The sequence below is a fragment of the Massilia sp. DJPM01 genome (assembly GCF_030348125.1).
Classification (GTDB): Bacteria; Pseudomonadota; Gammaproteobacteria; order Burkholderiales; family Burkholderiaceae_D; genus Telluria_A; species Telluria_A frigida.
In genome coordinates this window covers 47868-70446 of sequence record NZ_JAQOZV010000036.1, presented here as the reverse complement: position 1 = coordinate 70446, position 22579 = coordinate 47868, and the positions used below count along the sequence as shown (strand labels likewise).

The window sequence follows — 22579 nt, the reverse complement described above, 5'->3', positions numbered from 1 at the left end:
CGCCGAGCCGACCCTTTCAGTGAAGCACTCGCTTAGGCTTTGTTATTGGCTCGTCATGCATGCCGATGCAAAGCCGACCACGGCGTTCAGGTACTTGCATGCCCTGTCATGGTCACTGCGCGCGCGCAGCTCGCAAGTTCCGTTCAGGCCGTCTTCAGGGACGTCGCACGACGGCGTGCCAAGCCCACCACGCCCAGGCCAAGTGCCAACAGCGCATAGGCCTCGGGTTCGGGAACGGCGCTGATGGTGACGGCGCCGGGCCCGCCAATGGTCGTGCTGTGCTTGCCATACTCGAAGCCTTCAAAACCGGTAATCACCAGTACGTAAGACGTGTTGGCGTCCAGGTGGGTCACGAAGCCCGATGTGGTCGTACCAAGAAGATCGTCGTTACCGATCAGGGCGTTCGTCAGCGACGAACTGGAATTGAAGCTCGGGCTGTAAAGGAAAACGAACGAGTCGAAAGCCGCCGTCGTCAAGAACGAGTACTGGCCCGCTGCCGACACCGTGAAGCTGAATTGGTTGAAGCTGACATCCGTGCCGATTTCCGACAAGCCGGAAAGGTCCTCGACCGGTCGATTAAAGATGGCGGCACCAGTCGTGTCGCCGGTGATGGTGTGGATGGAATCAGCCTGGGCGCTCGATGCAAAGGCACAAAAGGCCAGGGCGAGCAGTGTCGATTTCAGAAACATGGTCATTCCTTTTTGATAGTTGCTAAGTCATTGGGTGGGAGGGCGAAAGCTCAAGCAAGACCGCAGCGCTCGTAAAGAGCGCCGGTCTTGCCGGCACGTTGCTATTTGGTTTGCGCTGGCAGGATGGCAATCCGCCGGCCTCGCCCGTCGACCGAAATGGTCGGCGCCGTGCTGCTATCGGCGCTGGATCGGGTAGCCTGGCCGTTTTGCACGGTGAACGACGAAATCGTCGTACGTCGTTTGCCGTCAAACTGACCATCGACCTGCACCGCCAGATTGCTCGTGCCCGCTCCTGGCTTGTAGTTGACAAGCAGCGTCATCACCTGGCCGGCGGCGAACGTCCCGCCGATGACGGGTGACTTGGTTCCAATCACGGTCAGGCCATCCACGCCGTAGACCCGGACATTGACCTGCTGCGCAGCCGACTCGAAGGCGATCTTCAGCGTGGCTTGTTGCGCTTGCACCGTTCCGACGATTTCTACGGGCGCCTGTGGCTTGGCCTGGACGGCCGCGGCCGTGAATGAGGTAATCAGTCCGACGGCGAGCGCCGCCGCCAGCGTTGAAATTTTCACTTGCATGATGGCATCCTTAGGGAGGAGGAGAACGCTTTAGCGGACCGCTTTGGTTTTTCGATTGACAATCGTGGCCTTGCCCGCGCTCTCACCGCTTGCAATGCTAACCGACGCGGTGTATTGGCCGCTCGATTTGGTAACGAAGCCTTGGACCGTGAGGACGTACACCTTGTTCGCATTGGCAAGGAACGATAACTGCTCGGTTCCGGTGTACACATCGTCGGCAACGGCGATCTTCTTGCCGTCTTCGAGCAGCGTGAGCCCGATGTCGCTGCTCGAGGTCCCGATGACCTGGATTGGACCTGCGGTCGGGCTGGTGAACCTGATGTAGCGATTCGCTCCCAGCCTGTTGATGTTGTCCACATCGGCCAGGAACGTCAAGGTCAGGCTATCGCCGTCCACCGTCATCTGCCGGAAAAGCGGCAGGTTGGCCGGATTGCCGCCGTTGTGGGTCTCGCCGGTCCCAAACGCGTCTTGAATCGGGTCGATACCCGACGTCGAGGTCAGGCTGTCGATGGCCGCCATCGTGGAGGCGGCGGTGCCGGGGACTGCTTTCAAGGCGCTGGTGAACGAAAAAATGGAAGTCACAGCCGGGCTACTCTTCTGCCCCCCCGTCATGATGTCGTAGATGGGTCCCAGTCCCAGCGCCACGTTGTCAAACGACTCATTCGCCGGGTCGAAAAGGTCATACAGCACGGATTGCACCGACGCTTCGGAGAACCAACCCGGCTTCGGATCGTCGGAGTCGTTGGTTTCCATGTCGATGATCAGCGTCGTCCGGGCCTGGCCGACTCCTCCGGTATCCCTGTACTTCGCGTCCGGAAAAAGGATCATCGCGCTCAGCGCATTTCCAAACCCTTCGCCAAAGGCAAGCCGTGGATCGACGATGTCGCCAGAGCCGTGAGTGCCACCGATGCTGTCCGAGCGAGCCAGCTTGTCTTCAAAGTAATGACCCCATTCATGCACCATGACATGGGCATCGTATTCGTCGGTATCCACATCCGCCTTGCCGAGGATGAAGATGCCGCCCACGCCACTGTCGTAGTGCGACGTGCGGATCTGGCCCAAGGCCTTATCGCCAGGTTCAGGACGATTGTTGACGCTCCAGTTAATTGGCAGCAAAGGAAAATTCACCTGGGGCCGCACCGCCATGAAAGCGCGTCCCGCCGAGTAGAGTGTGTCGAGGCTGGCAAACGGTGCAGCCGCACGCGCGCCGGTGTAGGACGACCCTCCCCAGCCGCTGCCTGCGTTCAGGTCCTTGACGGTGACCGCTGCGGTGGTCGTAATGGCAGGAGACTCCAGCGTGTACAAGGCGGCGCCGTTGGTGTTGTCCTGAACCCGCAATGGCGGATTGCTCGTCTCGGCGAACGCCCGGACCCTGACCCGCGTTACCAGATCGGGAACCGGGAAGCTGTAGCTACCGTCTTCCCCTGAGGTGGTGGCCGCGAGCTCCCTGTTGGTGCCGCCCTCTTTGCTGTATTCAACCAACACCACCCGCACGTTGCGAATGGGCTTGTGCACAAGCGCGCTGTAGTTAAGCCCGTCCTCCAGCGTCGACGGTACCCGGTCATATGTCAGCTTTCCGTACAACACCTTGCCCTTGGTGTCGGCTTTGGCTTCGCTCACAGCCAAACCTAAAACTCCGAACAAACAGAGTGCCCCGACGCCAACGAGCCGAGCCAGGCGGCTCATCTCAAGCTGGCGAAGGCCATATCCGAATGTGCCCCGAACACGCATGAAGGTCTCTCCTATTGGTCAATCGCAAAAAAAACCATGGCAACCCCTGTTGCCAGGATCACGTTTCGTCGCCCAGGGCTGTACGGGCCGCAGCAAGCGCGGGGCTCACACCGCCCTGCTGCAGATTTCTTGTTAACAATATCTCATTGTTAACAGATATTTAAATATTTTTTGACACTTGTCAGATGCTGAGGCCGCCTCTTGCTATTCGTTGGCAAAAAACTACAAGCAGCGAAAAATGGCTGTCACCTGCCATACCAATACCGCCTATGCGCCTGCTGGACTACCTCCATTGGCTGCCTGGCCTCAGTTCCGGCGGCAAGGCCGAACTGAGGGATTGCCTGATGGCCGAGGTGATCGACATGCTGGCCGCCAAGCTGCGCAATTTTCTCTGGATAGCGGGAAAGTGGAAACGCCTTGCGAGATCTCTTGCTGTCTCTTGCCAAGTGATCAAGGAGCTCAATGTCTGCGCGTGTCAGTGCCAGTCCAGGCCTGGCGTCTGGGTATGTGCGGTTGAGCATGGTCGAGAAAAATTGACGCCAGCTGATGATGCGAAAGACCGGGATCAGCTTGGCGCGTCGGTCTGCGGACTGCAGCGGCGAATCCTCGGCCTTGTATCCGGATTTGAGAATCTTGTGGAATGTGTCGATCTGCCACCGCAGGGCCTGCCAATCCAACTCTTCAATCGCTTTTGCGACAGTTCTTGTCCGGAAACTGACACTGATTTAAACTTGTACTCATGCTTCCAAAACGCACAAAATCTCAACTAGCGGGCGAACTAGGCCGATTTGTTCAGCAGTATTCCCGCAAGGCACACAAACAGCGCGACCCGAACGACCGAAAGTATGACCGAAAGCTTGAAGAGAAAATGAAGCGGCTTTCATCAGAGGAACTGTCGGAAATGTTGTCCGGGGAGGGCGTTGAGCCCGTCGCGCCGCATTCAAAGCCGCCAAAAGAAGACTGAAAATGGTTCATGTCAGGTCGCGATAACGACAGGTAAAGAACGCCCTTCGCGTTATCCGCCCAGCGTCGCTCCACCATCGATGCGCAAATCATGCATGGTGATGTGCAGCGCACTGTCGGACGCCAAGTACAGCACCGCATCAGCAATATCGTCCGGTGTCGCGATCCGTTTTAGCGGAATCCCCAGCCGGAACGTCTCCAGCGACCCGCCGATCACCCCCTGCGACCCATCAGTCCCATTCCATAGCTGGCGCTGCATCTCCGTATCGGTCGATCCCGGCGACACCACATTGCAGCGAATTCCGTACGGCGCCAGTTCCAGTCCAAGGCAGCGCATGAACTGCGTGGACGCCGCCTTCGACGCCGCGTACGCCCCCATCTGCATGCGCGGCACCGTCGACGCATTCGACGCCACCGTCACGATGGCGCCGCGCTTGCGTTCCACCATGCCTGCCGCCACCGCGCGGCACAGGCGAAACACACCGCCGGCGTTGACGGCAAACGTCTGCTCCCAATCCGCATCGCTATAGTCCAGGATGGACCCCATGCGCAGGATGCCGGCCACGTTGACCAGCACATCGATCTCACCGAGCTCGCGCCGCACGCGCGCCACCGCCTCGTTCACGGCTACGCTGTCAGTGACATCGACCGCGATGCCGATGGCGTCGGTGCCGCTGGCGCGCAGCGTCGCCGCCATGTCCTCGACCGCAGCGGCTTTTACGTCCAGCACCGCTACCGCCGCGCCCTCGCGCGCAAGCTTGCGTGCCACGGCCGCGCCGATGCCCTGCGCCCCGCCCGTGACCAGCGCGACCTTGCCTTCAAATTGTTGTGGCGAGAGTGTATTCATGTTGCGGCTTCTTCCAGTTCATCCATGATGCGATGGCGTTCGGCGTGGTACGCCTCTTCGGTGTGTTCGTCTTTCCAGTAGGGGACCGCGTACATGTCGGCACGGGCCACGCCGCGCGCGGACAGCAAGAAGTCGCGCACGGCCAGCAACTGGTTGCTTTCGCCCGCCAGCGTGACCGACACCCGGCCCGGCGGCCACGCCATTGCCTCGACCGCGTCGAGCAGCAAGGTGCTGGTGCCGGGACGGGCGCCCCGGCGCGACAGCCAGTGCACCGCAAAGCCGGCGGGGTAGGGCAGCGCCTGGACTTCGGAGTGGTCGGGAACTTCAATCAGCACGGTACCGCGCGCCTTGCGGGGCACGCCGCGCAGTGCGGCGGCAATCGCGGCCAGCGCGCTCGGGTCGCCGATCATCAGGTGGTAGTCGGCGGATGGTACGAAGCGCGGCGGTCCGCCCGGACCGGCCACGCCGATGGCGTCGCCCGGCTGCGCGTGTACGGCCCAGCGCGATGCGGGGCCGTCGTCGCCGTGCAGTACCAGGTCCACATCGAGTTCGCCCGCTTCGGCGTCGTAGCGTGCCACCGTGTAGGTGCGCGCGATGGGGCGGATGTCGGCCGGCGGCCACACCGGGCCATCGGGACCGAGCGTCGGCAGCACCGGCTCGCGCTGGCCGTCACGCGCCAGCAGCAGCTTGATGTGGGCACCGTCGCTGTTCTCCGGGAAGCCCGCCAGCGCCTCGCCGGCCAGCGTAATGCGGCGCATCAGCGCAGTCAGTTGCAAGGTGCGGCGCACGTACAGCATCCTTGGCGGTGTGCGTTTGGGAGTGGTCATGATCTGCCTTCCGGGTGAATGCGTTGGGCCAGCACGCGGCCGATGTGCCCGAGGGGCGCCGGCTGGCTCATGGACGAATGGGTGCAGTCGACGTCGATGCGTTCGAGCTGGCCGTTCACGTACGGCGTCCAGCCTTTCCAGTCGGGGGCGTCCGGGCCGCGCCGGCTGGCGTGGAAGAACAGCACGTCGCCTTCGTAGCGCGGATGGCGCAGCTGGCGGTACAGGCGCATCGACAGCAGCGCGGTGGTGGTGATGCGTTCGAGGTGGGCGTCGTCGGCCGTGGCCAGCGAACTGCCCGGCTGGCGGAACTGGGCCAGCAGCGCCTCGCGCGGGAGCGGCTGGCCATCGGCGTCGACCGATGTTGCGCCGATCACGTCGAGCATCGCGATCAGGGCGTCGCGTTCGTCGGCTTCCGGTTTGCCTTCCCAGATGTCGCTTGGATAGGAGTCCATCATCGCCAGCAGCGATACCGTTTCGCCGGCGGCTTGCAGGCGCGCGGCCAGCGCGTGGGCAAGGCCGCCGCCGGAGGACCAGCCGATCAGGCGGTACGGCCCGTGCGGCTGGGCACCGCGCACGAGGGCAAGGTAGTCGTCGAGCTGCATGTCGATATCGGCCGGCGGCGTGCCGCTCATGCCGCGCGCCTGCAAGCCGTAGATGGGTGTGTGCGGCAGGTAGGCGGCCAGGCCCAGATAGCACCACGACAGGCCTTCGGCCGGATGCACGCAGAACAGGGCCGGGCCGCTGCCGCGCTGGATGGTCAGCAGCGGTGCGAACTCGCCCCCTGCGGCGGCGGCCGGTGGTGCGTGGCCGACGGTGCCGAGCGAATGCGCCAGCGCGGCCACGGTGCGGTGGCGGAACAGGGCAGATACCGCGACTTCGCGCTTGAGCGCCGCGCCGAGGCGGTTGGCGACCTGGATCGCTTGCAGCGATTTGCCGCCGAGGGCAAAGAAATCGTCCATTGGCGTCAATGCTTCCACGCCGAGCACCTCGCGCCAGACCGACATCACCGACTGTTCGAGCGGGGTGGCGCCAAGCGCGGTCGGCGCGGCGTCCAGCTCACGCGCGCGCAGTGCGGAGCGGTCGATCTTGCCGTTGGCGTTGCGCGGCAGGCGCGCCAGGCTGGCGTAATTGGCTGGCACCGCCGCTGCCGGCAAGCGCTCTGCCAGGAAGGCGCGCAGGGCCGGTGCGTTGAGTGTGCCGGCGGTGGCCACGAAAGCGCGCAGGTGCTTGCCGCCGTCGGCCTGCTGCTGGCACACGACCGCCGCTTCACGCACGCCGGGATACTGAAGCAGGGCCGCTTCGATCTCGGTCGGGTCGATCCGGTGGCCGCTGATCTTGACTTCATCGTCGAGCCGGCCCAGATAGCGCAATTCGCCGTCTTCGCCGAGCACCACCCGGTCGCCGGTGCGGTAGGCGCGGCGGCCATCGGGCAGGGTGACAAAGCGCTGCGCGCTCAAGGCCTGGCGGTCGAAGTAGCCGCGCGCGAGACCGGCGCCGATCAGGCACAGTTCTCCTTCTTCGCCGATACCGACCACGTGCGGTGCGCAGACGGCGATATCGACGCCAGGCAATGGCCGGCCGATCGGCACGGCATCTCCGCTCCAGGCGATGGCGTCCGGGCCGGCCAGTTGCGCGGTGGTGCAGATGACGGTGGCTTCGGTCGGGCCATAGGTATTGAGCAGCACCAGATGGCTTGGCGCGGCCGTGCGCCAGCGCGCCACGCGTTCGGCCAGCGCGGCCTCGCCGCCGATGATGACCAGGCGCAGGCAGTCGGGCAGCGGGGCGCCGTGCTGGCCGACGTGGAAGGCGAGTTCGTGCCAGAAGGCAGTCGGGAGATCGAGCACGCTGATGCGCAGGCGCGCGCAGGCGTCGATGAAGCGCTCCAGCGATTCGAGCATGGCATCGTCGCGCAGGATCAGGGTCGCGCCGGCGCCCAGGGTGAGGAAAATCTCTTCGACGCTGGCGTCGAAATGCAGCGGGGCGAACTGCAGCACGCGGTCGGCAGCCGTGACCTGGTAGCGCGCGCTGGCGCCAGCGCCGAAGTGGGCTAGCGCGGCGCGCTCGATCATCACGCCGTTTGGCCGGCCGGTGGAACCGGAGGTGTAGATGATGTACGCCAGTGCGCTGTCGGCGACTGCCAGCGGAGCCGCCATCGGTGTACACGGCATGGCTTCGTCGATGCACAGCAGCGGCATTGACGTTGGCAACAGCAGGGCGTATTTGCGCAGGCTGACCACCAGCGTCGGCTTCACGTCTTCCAGCACGGCGGCCACGCGCAGGGCAGGGCCGTCCGGGTCGAGCGGCACGTAGCCGCCGCCGGCCCACATGATGGCCAGCATGGCGACGACGGCATCGACGCCGCGCGGCAGCAGCAGCACGACCCGGCTTTCTTCGGTAACGCCGGCGTCGCGCAGGCGGCCGGCCATGTTCTGGACGGCTGTTACCAGTTCCGCATAACTGAGTTCGACGTCGCCGTGTATCAGCGCGGTCTTGTGCGCGTCGTGCGTGAGCAGGGTGGCGAGCACCGATGTGGGCGCGGTGGGCAGTGCGCCGCCCGACAGCAGGGCTGGCGTGGCGTGCGGCGCTTGTCCGAGGATGTCGGAAAGCAGCGCGTCGGGCTGTTCAAGCAGGGCTGTCAGCGATGTCAACAGCGACTGGTGCAGCGCATGCAAGGTGGCTTCGTCGTAGGCGTCCGGATTGGCTTCGATGTCGATGCGGCTGTTCGTGCCGGGGGCGATGGTGATCGACAGGTCTTCGACCGGACCGGCCGACACCGGGTGCGATACCGCATGCAGCGGGCCGAATACCGGCGGGCGGTCGAACGGCATCAGGTTGACGACCGCGCCGAACAGGCGGCGCGTGCCGCCGCTCATGCCCAGGTCGTGTTTCAGGTGTTCGTAGCGGTAGCGCTGGTGCGGGCGGATCGCCTTCATCTCGGCGGCGACCGCGCGCGCGAGATCTGCCAGCGATTGCGACGGTGTCGGCGTGAGGCGCAGCGGGACGATGTTCATCGCCATGCAGGGAATCGTCAGCGCCACCGAGCCAAGGCGGCCCATGACCGGCAGGCCCAGTGTCAGGTCGCCGGCGCTGGCGTAGCGGCGCAGCCAGGCGCCGGTGGCGGCGATCAGCACGGCGGCCCAGTCCACGCCGGCGGCGCTGGCCACTTCCTGGCAGCGTTCGATGATGCTGGTGGCGATGCCGCCGCGCACACGGCGCACGCCGCGCGCGACGGTGGCCGGTGGGGCCAGCATCGCCGGCGCGCCGGCATCGGCCATGCGCGCCATCCAGAAGTCGCGGTCGCGTGCGTAGGCGGGCGAGGCGACGTAGGCGGCATCTTCGGCCACCACCGGATCGAGCTTGCCGGCACGCGCGGGCGGGGCATCGGTATTGGCGCAGCGGGCCGAATACAGGGCCGCCACGCGCTGCGCCAGCATGGCATAGGCAAAGCCGTCGAGGGCGATGTGGTGGGCGCGCAGGTACCACAACGCCTTGCCTGGCGCCAGTTGCAGCAGCGCGCTGGCGAACAGCGGGCCGCGCGCCAGGTCGGCGCTCTGCTGCAAGTCGGCCTGCATCCACAGCCGGGCCTCGGCGTCGCTCATGTCGTGGCGCGCGAACGGCCAGTCCTCTTGCGGATCGGGCGTTTGCCAGAGCGCGTCGCCGTCGCTGGCAAAGCGCATGTGCAGGCAGTCGCATTCACGCACGGCCTGGCGCAGCGCGGCCTCGAAGTGGACGGTGTCCAGCGCGCCGCTCAGTTCAACCGCTTCCGCCGTCCAGTAGGCGGGGCTGGCGGCGTCGAGCTGCTGCCCGAGCCAGATGCCGTATTGGGCGCTAGTGAGCGCCAGCCGTGCGCCGCTCACTTGTTCACCCGGCGCGCGTCGAGCAGTTCCCACCAGTCGGCCAGGGTCGGGCGTTCGGCCAGTTCGACGAACGTGGTTTCGATGCCGGCGCGGCGCCAGCGTTCGATCAGGCTCATAAGACGGATCGAATCGAGGCCGGCGAAGAGCAGGTTGTCGTCCGGGAGCAGGTCCGATGCGGGTACCGCCAGCAGTTCGGCCACTTCCGCTTGCAGGGCGCTGCGCGTGGCGTGCCAGGCGATTGCCGGCTTGAGCGCGCCGCTCACGGTGGCCGTGCTGGCGACCACGCCGCAACGCTGCGACACGTAGTCGAGGCCCATCTGGTGCTGTTCGGCCGAGAAGTCGGCCAGTGCGTCGCCCACCAGGAAGGGCTGGATGTCGCTCATGAAGGCGTCGGCGGCGGTCATCAGGCAGCCGATGTGGGCATACACGCCGCACACGATCAGCTGGTCGCGGCCCTGTTCGCGCATGCGCGCCAGCAGGTCGCTGCGCACGAATGCGCTGTAGCGCCATTTGGTCAGGACCACGTCCTGCGCGCGCGGCGCCAGGCTTGCCACCACCGGGGCGCGCTCGGGCTTCGCGGTCAGGCCAGGGCCCCACCAGTCGGTCAGCAGGCCACGGTCCTGGGCCGATTGTTCGGCCGGTTGCGCGGTGTAGACCACCGGTACGCCGGCGGCATCGGCTGCATCGCGCAGCTGCTTGATGTGGGCGATCAGCTCCGGAATCGGCGCGGCGGCGTTATCGTAAAAGTCGAGGAAGTATTCCTGCATGTCGTGAATCAGCAGCACGGCGCGCTTCGGTTCAGGCATCCAGCTGACGCGGTTGTCCGGCATGGCCGTGGGCATGGGGTAGGAAGCGATTTTTGGAATGGTCATGGTACTTGCCGATCTTGTGATTGAGTGCCGATCAGCTGGGCGATTTGTTCGCGCAGCTGGCGTTTGTTAACTTTGCCGACGCCGGTGGTTGGGAAGCGCTCGACGAATTCGATGCGGTCGGGGATCTTGTACTGGGCCACGCCGCGTTCGCGCAGGAAGCGCGTCAGTTCAATCGCCCGCACCGGCGCGCCGCGCGTGACGATGAAGGCGCAACTGCGCTCGCCCAGGTAGGCGTCCGGCATCGACACCAGCGCGGCGTCGTGCACGGCGGGGTGGGCCAGCAGGTGGTTTTCGACTTCTTCGGCCGCAACCTTGTCGCCGCCACGGTTGATCTGGTCCTTGGCGCGGCCTTCGACCACCAGATGGCCGGACGGCAGGCGCATCACCAGGTCGCCGGTGCGGTAGAAACCGTCGCTGGTGAAGGCGCGCGCGTTGTGTTCTTCGGCGTTGTAGTAGCCGCGGATGGTGTACGGGCCGCGCGTGAGCAGGTGGCCGATCGCGCCGTCCGGCAGGTCGCGGTCTTCATCGTCGACGATGCGCACTTCGTCGGCTGGCGAGATCGGGCGGCCCTGCGTGTTGGCGGTCAGTTCGGGCGAGTCGTCCGGACGGGTGTAGTTGACCAGGCCTTCGGCCATGCCGAATACCTGTTGCAGGGCGCAGCCGAGCACCGGCCTGACGCGGCAGGCCGCTTCGGCGGAGAGGCGCGCGCCGCCAACTTGCAGCAGCTTCAGGCTACCGAGCTTGTGGCGGGTGGCGCCGGCGGCGTCGAGCCAGACCATGGCCAGCGGCGGCACCAGCGCGGTGATGGTCACGCCTTCGGCGTCGATCAGCGGGAAGGCGTCGTCGGGCGTGGGGCGGCGCGCCAGCACCACGCAGCCGCCCGCATGGAACACGCCGAAGCTGCCCGGGGAACTCATTGGAAAATTGTGCGCGACCGGCAGGGCGCATAAATACACGCTGTCGCGGTCAAGTTCGCAGATGTCGGCGCTGGCGCGCACGCTATATAAATAGTCGTCGTGGGTGCGCGGAATCAGCTTGGGCAGGCCGGTGGTGCCACCGGAGAGCTGCAGGAAGGCCACGTCGCCCGGCTGCGGGCCGGCCAGCGGCATCGGGGCGTCATACAGCGAATCGAAGGAAATGAATTCGGCGGCGTCTCCGAGCACGATGACACGCGGGACGGCAGCAACTTCGCGCGCCAGGGTGCGGTAGTCGAAGCCGGCGTCGCTGTCGGCGATGAGGTAGGCGGCAGCATCGGTAAACGCGCACAGGTGGCCGATTTCGTGGCGGCGGTGCGCCGGCAGTGCAAACACGGGCAGCGCGCCGATGCGGAACAGGGCGAAGCAGGCGACAAAGAATTCGGCCACGTTGGGCAGTTGCACGACCACGCGGTCGCGCGGGGCGATGCCGAGGCGGATCAGGCCAGCGGCGAAGCGGTCGGCGCGCAGGTCAAGTTCGGCGTAGCTCCAGCGGCGTGCGCCGCAGACCAGGGCGGTGCTGTCGGGATGTTGCGTTGCGCGCTCGCGCAGGAGAGAACCGAAGGTTTCACCGGTCCAGTAGCCGGCTTCGCGATAGCGCGCCGCAAAGTCGTCGGGATACGGGGTGAAACCGGGCAGATAGTCACTGGTCATGCCGCTTCCTCCAGCACCGCTTCGAGGCCCATCGCGCGCAGCATGGTGCGCAGCTTGCCGGACGTTTCGAGGAATTCGAGTTCGGGGTCCGATCCGGCGACGATGCCGGCGCCGGCGTACAGGGTGGCGCTGTGGGCGCCGACGTCGGCGCAGCGCAGGGTCACGGCCCATTCGCCGTCGCCGTTGGCGTCCATCCAGCCCACCAGGCCGGCGAAGAAACCACGGTCGAAACCTTCGGCCTCGTTGATGAAGCTGCGCGCCAGTGCGGCGGGGTGGCCGCAGACGGCTGGCGTTGGATGCAGCGCCATCGCCAGCGCGAGCGAACTCATATCGCGCTCGTTCAGTTGCGCCGTCACTTCGCTGCCCAGGTGCCACATGGTGGGCGTGGCGATCAGCGATGGCACGGCCGGCACGCTCACCGCGTGGCAGTAAGGACGCAGCGAGTCGGCCACCATGTCGGCCACCAGCGCGTGTTCGTGCAGGTCCTTCTGCGACTCCAGCAGGCCTTGCGCGCGGCGCTGGTCTTCGTGCGGGTCGGCGCTGCGCGGGATCGAGCCGGCCAGTGGATGGCAGCGCACGTGGGTGCCATGGCGCGAGAGCAGCAGTTCGGGACTGGCGCCGATCAGGGTGCGGCGCCCGTCGCTGTCCGGCGCCAGGTCGATGGCGAAGGTGTAGCCGTGCGCGTTGCGCGCGCCAAGGCGCGCCAGCAGGCCGGCCAGGTCGATCTCGGTTTCCAGCGTCAGTGAGCGCGACAGCACCACTTTTTCAAGCTGGCCGGCGCGGATGCGTTCGACCGCCCGGGCCACGGCGCGCTGGTACTGGTCCTGGTTGGGGATCGACGCGATGGTGCGCGGGAAGCGGGCGCGCACCGGCGGCGCTTGCGGGGTTGCGGCGGGCAGGTTGGCCGGGCCGGTCGCCATCATCACGTGCTCGGGAATGAACAGGTGCGCCGGTGCGTCGGCCAGGAAGGGCACGGCGCCGATCATCACCGGCAGCGCGCTGCCGTCACGGCGCGCGCAGCGCAGCAGGGCGCTGGCGGCACCGGCCAGTGCGGACCCGGACTGCGGCGCCAGGATGCTGCGCTTGCCGCTGGCCAGCAGCGTGTGGCCGGGCGACGAAAACAGGGTGGCGCCAGCTTCGTAGTGCGCGCACAGGTCGGCCGCGCTGGAACGGCTCAGGTAGTGGCCGTGCAGTCTGTCATTCATAGTGAATATTCCTTGCGTTAGGAGGGCAGTCGGAGCGATTCGCCGGGTAGGCGGGGCCGAACTATAGATCAAAATGAGAATCATTTACAATGTAAATATTAATGCAAATGAGATTGATTCGCATTTGGCTGTTATGGTATGCTCAAGTTTCACGCCTGTCAACGATGACGAATGTTCATCACACCTGAAAAGACCTATCATGCTCGTACCGCACCTCGCCGCCCGCCAACCGGGCTTGCCACCGCATGCCGCGGCGGCCCTTGCCGTCCACGCCACTACCCGCGGCGGGCACGCATGAAGCGCGACCTCTCTCCGCTCTCGCACGATATTCCCGGCGCGCTGCCGTCGCCCGCCGAATTGCGCGCGCAGCTGCCGCTGCCGGACAGCACGGCGCTGCTCATCGGCGCCGCGCGCCAGAGCGTGCGCGATGTCCTCGACCGGCGCGACCCGCGCCTGATGGTGGTGGTCGGCCCCTGTTCGATCCACGACCTGCATGCGGGGCTCGATTACGCGCGCCGCCTCAAGGCGCTGGCCGATGAAGTGGCCGACACCCTGTTCGTGGTCATGCGCGTGTACTTTGAAAAGCCGCGTACGCGGGTCGGCTGGAAAGGGCTGATCAACGATCCGCGCATGGATGGATCGTTCCGCATCGGCGAGGGCCTGGCGCTGGCGCGGCGCTTCCTGATCGATGTGGCGGCACTGGGTTTGCCGGCGGCCACCGAGACGCTGGACCCGGTGTCGCCGCAGTACGTGGGTGAGTTGATCAGCTGGGCCGCGATCGGCGCGCGCACCACCGAGTCGCAGACGCACCGCGAAATGGCGTCCGGCCTGGGCGTGCCGGTCGGCTTCAAGAACGGCACCGACGGCAAGGTCGATACGGCGGTGAACGCGATCGCATCGAGCTCGCATCCGCATGCCTTCCTCGGCATCGATGCCGATGGCCGCGCGGCCGTGATCCGCACGCCGGGCAATCCGTATGGCCACCTGGTGCTGCGCGGCGGCGGCGGGCGTCCCAATTACGATGCGCACAGCGTGGCGCTGGCCGGGCTGGCGCTGGAAAAGGGCGGCCTGCCGCCGAATATCGTGATCGACTGCGCGCACGATAACTCGAACAAGAACCACACCTTGCAGGCACGCGTGCTGGACGACGTGGTGCGCCAGCGCCTGGCGGGCAACCGCAGCGTGGCGGGGGTGATGATCGAGAGTTTCATTGAGGCCGGCAACCAGGCCATCCCGGCCGAACTGTCCACCTTGCGCTATGGATGCTCGGTGACCGACCCGTGCGTCGACTGGGCCGAGACGGCCGCCATGCTGCGCGGCGCGCGCGCGGCCCTGCGCGCGAGCGTGGCGGCGCTGCGGGAGGGTAGCGATGTCTAAGCCGTCCCGCGCAATCCTGCTGGTCGCGGCGCTGCAGTTCGTGTATCTGGTCGACTTCATGATGGTGCTGCCGCTCGGGCCGGACCTGGCGCGCGAGCATGGCTTTGCACTCGACCGCCTGGGCTGGCTGGCGGCGGCCTACACGCTGGCGTCGGCGGTCTCTGGCCTGGTGACATTCCGCCTGCTCGACCGCTTCGACCGCAAACCGGCGCTGCTGCTCACCTTCGGCCTGCTGGCGCTGGCGACGCTGGCGAGCACCTTGTGCCAGGGCTTGCCGGCGCTGATGGTGGCGCGCGCGCTGACCGGCGCCTTTGGCGGACCGGCGGTGGCGATCGGCATGGCCATCGTGATCGACCTGACCCCGCCCGAACAGCGCGGCAAGGCGATGGCCAAGGTGATGCTGGGCTTTTCGCTGGCGGCGATCGCCGGCGTGCCGCTCGGGCTGGAACTGGCGCGCGCGGGCGGCTGGCAGGCACCGTTTTATATGGTGGCGGCGCTGGCGGCGCTGGTGCTGGTGGCGATGGCGTGCCTGTTGCCGGCGCTGGAAGGGCACCTGAACGCGCGCGAGAAGGTCTCGGCGCGCATCCTGCTGGCGCGCCCTAAAGTGCGCCTGGCGATCCTGCTGCAGGCCGGCAGCGCGTTCTCGGCGTTCCTGGTGATCCCGCATTTTTCCGCGTACTTCCTGCTCAATATGGGCTTTCCGCGCGCGCAGCTGGGCATGCTGTATTTTGCCGGCGGCGTGGTGGCGCTCTTGAGCGTGCAGCTGCTCGGCCGGCTGGCCGACCGCACCGGCCCGCTGCTGGCGGCGGGCCTGGCCACCAGCGCTTTCTGCGCGGGCCTGGCGCCATTCTTCGGGCTGGGCGCGGCGTTGCCGATCCTGTTCTTCGTGCTCTTCATGGCAGGCAATGCGGGGCGCAACGTGACCATGGCGGCCACCGTCAGCCAGGTGCCGTCGCCGCATGAACGGGCCGGCTTCATGTCGCTGCAAAGCCTGGTGCAGGATGTGGCCATCGGCGCGGCCGCGCTGGTGACCAGCTGGCAACTGGGCGAGGCGGCCGACGGCAGGCTCACCGGCATGGCGCCGGTGGCGGCGCTGGCGGCTGTGATCGCGGTATCGGTGGCGTTCGGACTGGCGCGGCTGGCCGGTGCGCGCCGCGCTGTTGCGCTGGAGTGACACGGAACGGGGCGCAGGCATCGCCCCGAAAAATTATCTTTCAATGATGCAATTTTTTGCGGGGACTGGTCTTATAATTATCGGCACTATTGACCACGCCCAAAGCCAGATGGAAAATCACCAGTCCTCGCAAATCCGTACCCTGACCTATGTGGAGAATGAAGACCATCCGGTGTTCGGCACCCTGGTCGAGCAGATTCTCCACCTGCTCAATTCCAAGCTGATTTTCAGCGATATCATCATTCACCAGAACAGTCCGCTGATGCTGCGCCAGCCGAAAGGGCTGGTGGCGGTGACCGACTCGCCGATCACCAAGGAAGAGCTGGAAGAGTTCTTCGAGGTGATCGAGCCGGATTGGGCCGAACGCATTTCCGACCGCGCCTTCGACCGCTCGATCGACCTGCACACGGCGCGCATCCGCGCCAACTGTTTCACGTTCCAGGGCAAGAAGCGGCTCGGCTGCGTGGTGCGGCGCTTTCCGCGCGAACCGCTGCCGCTCAACCAGCTCGGCCTGCGCGCGGCCGAGCAGGATTTTGCCCTGCTCACCAGCGGGCTGGTGCTGATCATCGGCGACACTTGCCAGGGCAAGTCGACCACGATCGCCTCGATGATCGACCAGATCAACAAGACGCGCTCGGGCCACATCATCACTATCGAAGATCCGGTCGAAACCCTGATACCGCAGCGTAAATGCATCATCACCCAGCGCGAAGTGGGCTTTGACGGCGACGTCGAGAGCTATTACCTCGGCGCGCTGGACGCGCTGCGCGAGCGGCCGGACGTGATCGTGATCGGCGAAATCCGCGATGCCCAGACCGCGCAGGAAGCGCTGGCGCTGGCCGAATCGGGTCCGCTGGTGCTGGCGACCCTGCATGCGCGCTCGACCGAACTGGGTTTGCAGAAGATGCTGCGCCTGCTGGGTAATTCAGACGCGCAGGCGCAAGCCCTGGCCAGTGCCCTGCGCGGGGTGCTGTGCCAGGCCTTGCTGCCGTCGCTGGGCGGCGAGCGCTATTACCTGGCCACCGAGTGCCTGAGCTCGAATCCGGAAGTGGTGCGCATGATCGAATCCGGCCGCGTGGCGGAAGTGCGCTCGCTGATGGATGGCGGCACCGGCAAGTTCAACGCGGGCTGCCATTCGATGAACACGGCGCTGGTGAACCTGCTGCGCGAGAAGAAGATCAGCGTCGAGGATGCGCGCAATGCCACCACCGACCGGATCGGGTTTGCCGACGCGTGCTATAGCGGGATGCTGGACGCTGCGTAGGGCTGGTTGCCGTTCTGTGGATCGAACCAGGAGGAGAAGGCGCGCGCGTTTTTCGCTTGCCGCCGCGCTTCGCCTGCCAGCCACTACCATGGGTAGCAGCAATCCCGACATCGTGTGGCTGAGCAAATAGCGCCGATGGCTTATATTGCCCGCCGCGCAGGGCGGCAGACAGGGCATCAGGTACAATGTCTGCGAGCGGCATCGCTGTCGCGCGGGAGTATTGAAATGTTGACTAATGAAATGAAGCGGCAGGTCTTCCTCAAGCTGCGCTCCGAAAACTATCGGGCAAGCCTTCGCCTCGAAGGCTTGGTTCAGCGTCCGCTAAGCGCCAATAAACCTGTGGTTGAACCAACGGCGGCGACGCTCACGAAGAAGAATGTCAGCTAAGTACGGGGTAGGCCAGGACGTTCAATATTGTTATCCGAAATCTAGCGTTCTGGTCAATAAGCTCGGCATCACCGATGAGGATGCCTTGGAAGTCGCTGAAATCGAGCTGACCCAAGCCCGCATCGAGCAGTACGAGCCGAATTTCGATGATATTTCCCTGCCGACCCTGCGCGCAATTCACTTCCATCTTTTTCAAGATATTTATGATTGGGCAGGCGACCTTCGGACGGTCGACATCAGCAAAGGCAGCACACGGTTCGCGCACGTCACCCGGATCGAGGCTGAGGCGGACAAGCTCTTTCTGCAGCTTGAGCAAGAAAACTATCTCATTGGTTTGCCGCGTGCGCACTTCGTCGCCCGGTTGGCGCACTACTACTGTGAGCTCAACGTCATACATCCGTTTCGCGATGGAAATGGGCGTGCGCAACGGTTGATGTTTGAATTGATTGGTATCAATGCTGGCTTCGAACTTCGCTGGGAGCCGATTGGGCGCACGGAATGGGTCGATGCCAACATCGCCGCATATAATTGCCGGCTTGACGCACTTGCCGCTCTCCTGGATCGTGCTCTTACTCCTTTTTGAGCACTGCACGCGAGGCGCACCGTTTTGGGCAAACATTGCGCAAGCCTTGCGCAACGACAGCTTGTTCGATGCGGAGTGCGGCGCATGGCATGCCCCGCCGCAACTCAATCGAGCGGCGCGCTGCGATACCTGTTGACCTCCGACGCCGTCACTGGCGGCGCCTTGTTGCCCCAGCTGCTGCGCAGATAAGTCACCACGGCCGCCACTTCATTGTCGTTCATGCTGTGGCTGTAGGGCGGCATGCCGTACGGGCGCGGATTGCCGGCCGTGCCCGGCGCAAAACCGCCGTTGAGCACGATGCGGATCGGGTTGACCGCTTCCTTCATGGTCAGCGCGCGGTTGCCGGCCAGCGGCGGGTAGTGCGGCGGCAAGCCCTTGCCGTCCGCGCCGTGGCATTCCACACAGCTCGCCTCATACAGCTTCTTGCCCTCCGCAATCACCTGGCCCACGCGCGGATCGCTCGATATCTCCACTGCGGGCACCGGCGTGGCCGGCAGCGACTTGAGATACACCGCCATCGCCGTCACGTCCTCGGTTTTCAAATGCTGCAGGCTGCGCTGGACCACCTCGGCCATCGGTCCGAACACGGTTGCGCGCGGCGAGACGCCGGTCTTGAGCAGGTCGACGATGTGCGGCACTTCCCAGCTGCCCAGGCCGGCTTCGGCGTCGGAGGTCAGCGATGGGGCGTACCAGCCGATCATCGGGATCAGGCCGCCCGCCAGGCCTTCTTCGCTGGCGCCAAAATTGTTGCGCGTGCTGTGGCAGGCGGCGCAGTGACCGAGTCCCTCGACCAGATAAGCGCCGCGGTTCCACTGGGCGTTTTGAGTGCTGCCCGGCACGTATTCGCCCGGTTTGAAATACAGCAGGCGCCAGCCGGCCAGCATGAGCTGCTGGTTGTAGGGGAAGGCGAGACGATGCGGCTGGTTCGGTGCCTTTTGCGCGGGGATGCTTTGCATGAAAGCGTACAGCGCGTCCGAGTCGGCGCGGCTGACCTTGGTGTAATTGGTGTACGGGAAGGCCGGATACAGCAGGCGGCCATCGCGCGATGTGCCGTTGTGCAGCGCGTTCCAGAAATCGTCGGCGCTCCAGGCGCCAATGCCGGTCTCGCGGTCGGAGGTAATGTTGGGCGCGACCAAGCTGCCGAAAGGGGTTTCCAGCGCGCGCCCGCCAGCGTATTCGGGGCCGCCGCGCACCGTGTGGCAGGCCATGCAGTCGCCGGCCTTGGCCAGGTAGGCGCCGCGCGCAATATTGTCGGCGCTCGGTGCGAAGGCGGCCGGCGACGACGCGGCGATGAAGTCCTGGCGCGGCCAGGCGATGGCCACGGCAATGCCGATCACGGCGCTCAGTGTCGCCAGGCTGATGAGTAGTTTGTTTTTCATGAATCGGTTCCTGGCTTAGTCCGGGGCGCTGCCGCATTGGATCGGCAAGGGGCGCGCGATGGCGCTGGCGGGGCGGGCGTCGGGCACTGCCTGCTGGGTGCCGAGCCAGGCGGTCACGGCGGCCACGTCGTCCATGCCGAGACGTTCGGTGATGACGGCCATGCAGTCGGGCGCGTGGGCACGGCGCGTCTTGTTGCGCCAGGCGCCGAACTGGGCATTGAGATAATCGGGCGGCAAGCCGACCAGCCCGGGAATCGATGGCGTCACGCCAGTCAGCTTGTCGCCGTGGCAGGCGATGCAGGCCGGCACCTTGATGGCGGGATCGCCCAGCATGGCGAGCTGGCGGCCGCGCGCGAGCACGGCGGGCGCGACGTTGGCCGCGCGCGCCGGCAGCGGCGGCAAATGGTCGTTGGCGAAGTGCTCGGCGATCTGGTGCAGGTAGGCGTCCGGCAGGTAATCGACCATGTAGGTCATCAGCGGAAACTGGCGCCGGCCCTCGCGAAAATTGACCAACTGGTTGTACAGGTAGCCGGCCGGCTTGCCGGAGATGCGCGGGAAGACGGCGTCGTTGACATCCTTCTTGGCGTGGCAGGAGGCGCAGGCGAGCAGGCGCTGCTGCATGGTATCCGGCAGCACGGCGGGGCGCTCGGCCGCGTGCAGCGGGGCCGACATTGCGGCGAGCGCAAGCGCGCCGAGCACGACCGTGCTGGTGAGGGTGTTTCGCATGGGTGATTCTCTGATAAGGTGACCGGTGACAATATGATAGCGCGTCGGGGCAGGGCGCGACAGGTGCAGTGCGCGGCGAAAAAGCGGATCAGCGCAGGCCTGCGCCAGACGGCGCCATTGAATAGAGGCAGGAATATCGGTCATGATCGACAAGCTGGACATCACGCATTTACGCATCCTGGATGCCTTGTACAAGCTCGGCAAGCTGTCGGCGGCGGCGGAGCACCTGGGCGTGTCGCAGCAGGCGATCAGCCTGCAGTTGAAGAAACTGAGGGAGATCCTGGGTGACCCGCTGTTTGTGCGGACCGGGCACGGCATGCTGGCGACGCCGTACGCGAACCTGATCGAGCCGCATATTCATCAGGTGCTGGTGCGGCTTCATGCTATCCCGCTGCCTGATTCGGCAACGCCCGAGACAATCAGCCGGACGCTGTCGATCTGCGCCACCGATTACACGCAAAAAGTCATCGTGGCCGCCTTGATCCGCGATTTGCGCGTGTCCGCACCGGGGGTGAACATCATCGTGGTGGACATCGAGGTCAATGACCTGACCGCGAAAATGCACCAGGGCGATATTGACGTGACGTTTACCGTCGATGGCTACGTGCCGGCCGGGCTGGTGTCGGAGCCGCTGTTCATTGAACAATACCGCTGCGTGTCGGCCGACAGCGCCATGCTGACGGGCGCGCCCATGGCGCTGGCGACACTGGTCGGGTACGACTTTCTTATCACCTCGCCCGGCACCGGCAGTTTCAAAGGGTCGGCCGACGCGTGGTTCGAGCGGCAGGGCTTGCGCCGCAAGGTGGTGCTCTCCGCGCCGTCCTTTTTCATGGCGCAGGAATTCCTCAGGCAATCGGACATGCTGGCGTTTCTGCCTTCGCGCCTGCTGCCGGCCGCAGGATTGTTCGACATCCCCCTGGAAAAATACCCGCCGGGGTACGAAGTGGTGGCGGCCTGCCATCCGAGCGCAAACAAGGATCCCTTCATGCGCTGGCTGCTGGCGCGGGTGAAGCACTTGCTGGCCGCCTGAATGCCATGCCAGCGCCGGGGCCCTCGCTCACCATGGCGGCGCTTGTATCGCTTACAAGCGCAGCCCGATTGATCGGCCGCGAGCGCGCCAGCATACTGCGGCCTCATTCATTGTCCAGTGAGGTCGCTCATGCACATCAACCACATCAATCCGGCAGCCTTGTATGACGGCGCGCCGTTCGGCATGTCCCAGGCCACGGTCGACCCCGCCAGTGGCCTTGTCTTCGTGTCGGGACAGGTCGACTGGGATAGCAATTACCAGATAAAACACGGCGACATCGAAGCGCAGGCCGACAGTGCGGTGCAAAACCTGCTGACCGTGCTGGAAGCGGCCAATTCGTCGGTCGACCAAGTCCTGCAGCTGCGTGTGTATGTCAGAGGGGAGCTGGGCGAGCACATGGACAAACTGGTTCCTGTGATGGCGAGGTACTTCGGCGCAGCGCGGCCGGCGCTGACCGGGATCGGCGTCGCTTCGCTGGCGTCGCCGGAGACCCTGATTGAAATCGAGGCGGTGGCCCGCGTGCGCGTGCGCTGAGGAAAACCGGAAATTTCTCTGGTCTTATGATTTTTGCATGATTGTGCGCTAAAATCGGGGCCTTTTCGTCCCGCATGCCATCTTCCCATGAGCAACCGCTTCCTGAAGTTATCCGTTCCCCTGTGCGTCCTGCTCGCCGCGTGCGGCAAGTCGCCCACGCCGGCGCCGGCCACTACCAGCCCGGACGCGCCAGCGGCGTCCACCTCGGCCGCCAGCGGCGAGAGCTGGGAAGTGGTGCTGCTCGAACGCGACCAACCGCCCAATCAGCTGATCAGGATGATGCATGACGCGGCTTACCTGCCGTGCGTCGAAGTGGCCAAGCTGCTCAAGGTGGCCGTCAAGCCGTTCCCGGTGGTGCCCGATAACTATGGCCACCGGCGCGTGACCCGGATTACCAATGGCAGCTCGACCGTGGTCAAGACCGAGTCGCTCGGCGGCGACGAGTCGTCCTCGATGGATCCCAGGACCGGTTGCGTGTACAGGCTGCCGTCCGAAAAGATGGTCTCGGTCTCGCTCAGTCACGCCGGCAAGTCGACCCAGATCGACGACGGCAAGGTCACCTCGGGCGAGGAGATTCCCGAGTGGCCAGCCTTTGCGCCGCGCGGCAAGGAAACCACCGAGTACACCCAGGCGCGCACCGTGAACGGTGTCGAGCTGCGCTGCCTGCCGCCGAACTTCTGGACCATGAACACGAATAAGTATCTGGATTTGCGCGAGATGTGCGTCTACAAGACCGACAAGGTGCTGGTCGACGAGTCGGGCGATCCGCTGATCCTGCTGTCGCACGCGTACGCCAACGTCGTCAATCCGAAATATGCCTATACGGCGATCGTGGAGCCGCTCTCGCTGCGCCGCATTCCCAAGAGCGAGAAGGACCCTTACCAGGTGAGTAACTGGGGCAAGTAATGAGCAAGGAATGAGCAAGGAA

The 22579-nt window shown here is 65.3% G+C and carries 20 protein-coding genes; 9 read left to right on the top strand and 11 right to left on the bottom strand.

Annotated features, from left to right (window positions below):
* Positions 1-143 precede the first annotated feature (143 nt).
* The 3 genes from PO883_RS21610 to PO883_RS21600 all read right to left on the bottom strand — a co-directional run bounded on the left by PO883_RS21610 (position 144) and on the right by PO883_RS21600 (position 2887).
* The gene (locus PO883_RS21610; RefSeq protein ID WP_289311577.1) at positions 144-689 is read right to left on the bottom strand and encodes a PEP-CTERM sorting domain-containing protein; all 546 of its coding nucleotides are present in this window, start codon (positions 687-689) and stop codon (positions 144-146) included.
* A gap of 101 nt (positions 690-790) precedes the next feature.
* Positions 791-1267, bottom strand: a complete 477-nt coding sequence (locus PO883_RS21605) for a hypothetical protein (RefSeq protein ID WP_289311576.1) — start codon at positions 1265-1267, stop codon at positions 791-793.
* A 30-nt stretch (positions 1268-1297) separates the two neighbouring features.
* The gene (locus tag PO883_RS21600; RefSeq protein WP_289311575.1) at positions 1298-2887 is read right to left on the bottom strand and encodes a hypothetical protein; all 1590 of its coding nucleotides are present in this window, start codon (positions 2885-2887) and stop codon (positions 1298-1300) included.
* 380 nt (positions 2888-3267) lie between these two features.
* Between PO883_RS21600 and PO883_RS21595 the strand changes: the two genes are divergently transcribed.
* Positions 3268-3768, top strand: coding sequence for a hypothetical protein (locus PO883_RS21595; RefSeq protein WP_289311574.1), 501 nt, complete (start codon positions 3268-3270; stop codon positions 3766-3768).
* A 245-nt stretch (positions 3769-4013) separates the two neighbouring features.
* Here the strand turns inward: PO883_RS21595 and PO883_RS21590 are convergent, their stop codons facing one another.
* The 6 genes from PO883_RS21590 to PO883_RS21565 are packed head-to-tail and all read right to left on the bottom strand — an operon-like array spanning position 4014 to position 13197.
* On the bottom strand, positions 4014-4808 hold the full coding sequence (locus PO883_RS21590) for a 2,3-dihydro-2,3-dihydroxybenzoate dehydrogenase (RefSeq protein WP_289311573.1): 795 nt from the start codon (positions 4806-4808) through the stop codon (positions 4014-4016).
* A complete protein-coding gene (locus tag PO883_RS21585) occupies positions 4805-5635 on the bottom strand; it encodes a siderophore-interacting protein (protein ID WP_289311572.1) in 831 nt (276 codons plus the stop codon). Before PO883_RS21585 ends, PO883_RS21590 begins: the two co-directional genes overlap by 4 nt.
* A complete protein-coding gene (locus tag PO883_RS21580; RefSeq protein WP_289311571.1) occupies positions 5632-9492 on the bottom strand; it encodes an amino acid adenylation domain-containing protein in 3861 nt (1286 codons plus the stop codon). Before PO883_RS21580 ends, PO883_RS21585 begins: the two co-directional genes overlap by 4 nt.
* Positions 9489-10364 carry an isochorismatase gene (locus tag PO883_RS21575; RefSeq protein ID WP_289311570.1) on the bottom strand — a complete coding sequence of 292 codons (876 nt, stop codon included), beginning with the start codon at positions 10362-10364 and terminating at the stop codon, positions 9489-9491. Before PO883_RS21575 ends, PO883_RS21580 begins: the two co-directional genes overlap by 4 nt.
* Entirely contained in the window at positions 10361-11992 is a 1632-nt protein-coding gene (locus tag PO883_RS21570; RefSeq protein WP_289311569.1) for a (2,3-dihydroxybenzoyl)adenylate synthase, read from the bottom strand. The genes PO883_RS21575 and PO883_RS21570 overlap by 4 nt, the downstream gene beginning before the upstream one ends.
* The gene (locus PO883_RS21565) at positions 11989-13197 is read right to left on the bottom strand and encodes an isochorismate synthase (RefSeq protein ID WP_289311568.1); all 1209 of its coding nucleotides are present in this window, start codon (positions 13195-13197) and stop codon (positions 11989-11991) included. The genes PO883_RS21570 and PO883_RS21565 overlap by 4 nt, the downstream gene beginning before the upstream one ends.
* Before the next feature lie 294 nt (positions 13198-13491).
* Between PO883_RS21565 and PO883_RS21560 the strand changes: the two genes are divergently transcribed.
* The 5 genes from PO883_RS21560 (at position 13492) to PO883_RS21540 (ending at position 17982) form a co-directional block, all read left to right on the top strand.
* Positions 13492-14574, top strand: coding sequence for a 3-deoxy-7-phosphoheptulonate synthase (locus PO883_RS21560; RefSeq protein WP_289311567.1), 1083 nt, complete (start codon positions 13492-13494; stop codon positions 14572-14574).
* Positions 14567-15748, top strand: coding sequence for an MFS transporter (locus PO883_RS21555; protein WP_289311566.1), 1182 nt, complete (start codon positions 14567-14569; stop codon positions 15746-15748). The genes PO883_RS21560 and PO883_RS21555 overlap by 8 nt, the downstream gene beginning before the upstream one ends.
* Positions 15749-15857: 109 nt before the next feature.
* On the top strand, positions 15858-17012 hold the full coding sequence (locus PO883_RS21550) for a type IV pilus twitching motility protein PilT (protein ID WP_167086767.1): 1155 nt from the start codon (positions 15858-15860) through the stop codon (positions 17010-17012).
* A 135-nt stretch (positions 17013-17147) separates the two neighbouring features.
* Positions 17148-17399, top strand: a complete 252-nt coding sequence (locus tag PO883_RS21545; RefSeq protein WP_167086768.1) for a YhfG family protein — start codon at positions 17148-17150, stop codon at positions 17397-17399.
* The gene (locus PO883_RS21540) at positions 17389-17982 is read left to right on the top strand and encodes a putative adenosine monophosphate-protein transferase Fic (protein WP_167086769.1); all 594 of its coding nucleotides are present in this window, start codon (positions 17389-17391) and stop codon (positions 17980-17982) included. The genes PO883_RS21545 and PO883_RS21540 overlap by 11 nt, the downstream gene beginning before the upstream one ends.
* A 104-nt stretch (positions 17983-18086) precedes the next feature.
* On the opposite strand, the gene PO883_RS21535 is transcribed toward PO883_RS21540, so the two are convergent.
* Both PO883_RS21535 and PO883_RS21530 read right to left on the bottom strand, forming a co-directional pair.
* Positions 18087-19361: a cytochrome c gene (locus PO883_RS21535; RefSeq protein WP_289311565.1), complete on the bottom strand. Its 1275-nt coding sequence runs from the start codon at positions 19359-19361 to the stop codon at positions 18087-18089.
* Between the two features lie 15 nt (positions 19362-19376).
* Complete coding sequence (locus PO883_RS21530) at positions 19377-20087, bottom strand: c-type cytochrome (protein WP_289311564.1); 711 nt, start codon at positions 20085-20087, stop codon at positions 19377-19379.
* Between the two features lie 142 nt (positions 20088-20229).
* On the opposite strand from PO883_RS21530, the gene PO883_RS21525 reads away from it, so the two are divergent.
* The 3 genes from PO883_RS21525 (at position 20230) to PO883_RS21515 (ending at position 22557) form a co-directional block, all read left to right on the top strand.
* Positions 20230-21117: a LysR family transcriptional regulator gene (locus PO883_RS21525; protein WP_289311563.1), complete on the top strand. Its 888-nt coding sequence runs from the start codon at positions 20230-20232 to the stop codon at positions 21115-21117.
* Between the two features lie 129 nt (positions 21118-21246).
* Entirely contained in the window at positions 21247-21651 is a 405-nt protein-coding gene (locus PO883_RS21520; RefSeq protein WP_289311562.1) for a RidA family protein, read from the top strand.
* An 87-nt stretch (positions 21652-21738) separates the two neighbouring features.
* Positions 21739-22557, top strand: a complete 819-nt coding sequence (locus PO883_RS21515) for a hypothetical protein (protein ID WP_289311561.1) — start codon at positions 21739-21741, stop codon at positions 22555-22557.
* Positions 22558-22579 lie beyond the last annotated feature (22 nt).

Excerpts from the sequence above, each read along its gene's own strand:
- PO883_RS21525 (WP_289311563.1), top strand. The coding sequence starts at position 20,230 with ATGATCGACAAGCTGGACATCACGCATTTACGCATCCTGGATGCCTTG.
- PO883_RS21610 (WP_289311577.1), bottom strand. The coding sequence starts at position 689 with ATGTTTCTGAAATCGACACTGCTCGCCCTGGCCTTTTGTGCCTTTGCA.
- PO883_RS21590 (WP_289311573.1), bottom strand. The coding sequence starts at position 4,808 with ATGAATACACTCTCGCCACAACAATTTGAAGGCAAGGTCGCGCTGGTC.
- PO883_RS21555 (WP_289311566.1), top strand. The coding sequence starts at position 14,567 with ATGTCTAAGCCGTCCCGCGCAATCCTGCTGGTCGCGGCGCTGCAGTTC.
- PO883_RS21560 (WP_289311567.1), top strand. The coding sequence starts at position 13,492 with ATGAAGCGCGACCTCTCTCCGCTCTCGCACGATATTCCCGGCGCGCTG.
- PO883_RS21535 (WP_289311565.1), bottom strand. The coding sequence starts at position 19,361 with ATGAAAAACAAACTACTCATCAGCCTGGCGACACTGAGCGCCGTGATC.
- PO883_RS21595 (WP_289311574.1), top strand. The coding sequence starts at position 3,268 with ATGCGCCTGCTGGACTACCTCCATTGGCTGCCTGGCCTCAGTTCCGGC.
- PO883_RS21605 (WP_289311576.1), bottom strand. The coding sequence starts at position 1,267 with ATGCAAGTGAAAATTTCAACGCTGGCGGCGGCGCTCGCCGTCGGACTG.
- PO883_RS21575 (WP_289311570.1), bottom strand. The coding sequence starts at position 10,364 with ATGACCATTCCAAAAATCGCTTCCTACCCCATGCCCACGGCCATGCCG.
- PO883_RS21540 (WP_167086769.1), top strand. The coding sequence starts at position 17,389 with ATGTCAGCTAAGTACGGGGTAGGCCAGGACGTTCAATATTGTTATCCG.
- PO883_RS21565 (WP_289311568.1), bottom strand. The coding sequence starts at position 13,197 with ATGAATGACAGACTGCACGGCCACTACCTGAGCCGTTCCAGCGCGGCC.
- PO883_RS21545 (WP_167086768.1), top strand. The coding sequence starts at position 17,148 with ATGGCTTATATTGCCCGCCGCGCAGGGCGGCAGACAGGGCATCAGGTA.
- PO883_RS21515 (WP_289311561.1), top strand. The coding sequence starts at position 21,739 with ATGAGCAACCGCTTCCTGAAGTTATCCGTTCCCCTGTGCGTCCTGCTC.
- PO883_RS21530 (WP_289311564.1), bottom strand. The coding sequence starts at position 20,087 with ATGCGAAACACCCTCACCAGCACGGTCGTGCTCGGCGCGCTTGCGCTC.
- PO883_RS21520 (WP_289311562.1), top strand. The coding sequence starts at position 21,247 with ATGCACATCAACCACATCAATCCGGCAGCCTTGTATGACGGCGCGCCG.
- PO883_RS21570 (WP_289311569.1), bottom strand. The coding sequence starts at position 11,992 with ATGACCAGTGACTATCTGCCCGGTTTCACCCCGTATCCCGACGACTTT.
- PO883_RS21585 (WP_289311572.1), bottom strand. The coding sequence starts at position 5,635 with ATGACCACTCCCAAACGCACACCGCCAAGGATGCTGTACGTGCGCCGC.
- PO883_RS21550 (WP_167086767.1), top strand. The coding sequence starts at position 15,858 with ATGGAAAATCACCAGTCCTCGCAAATCCGTACCCTGACCTATGTGGAG.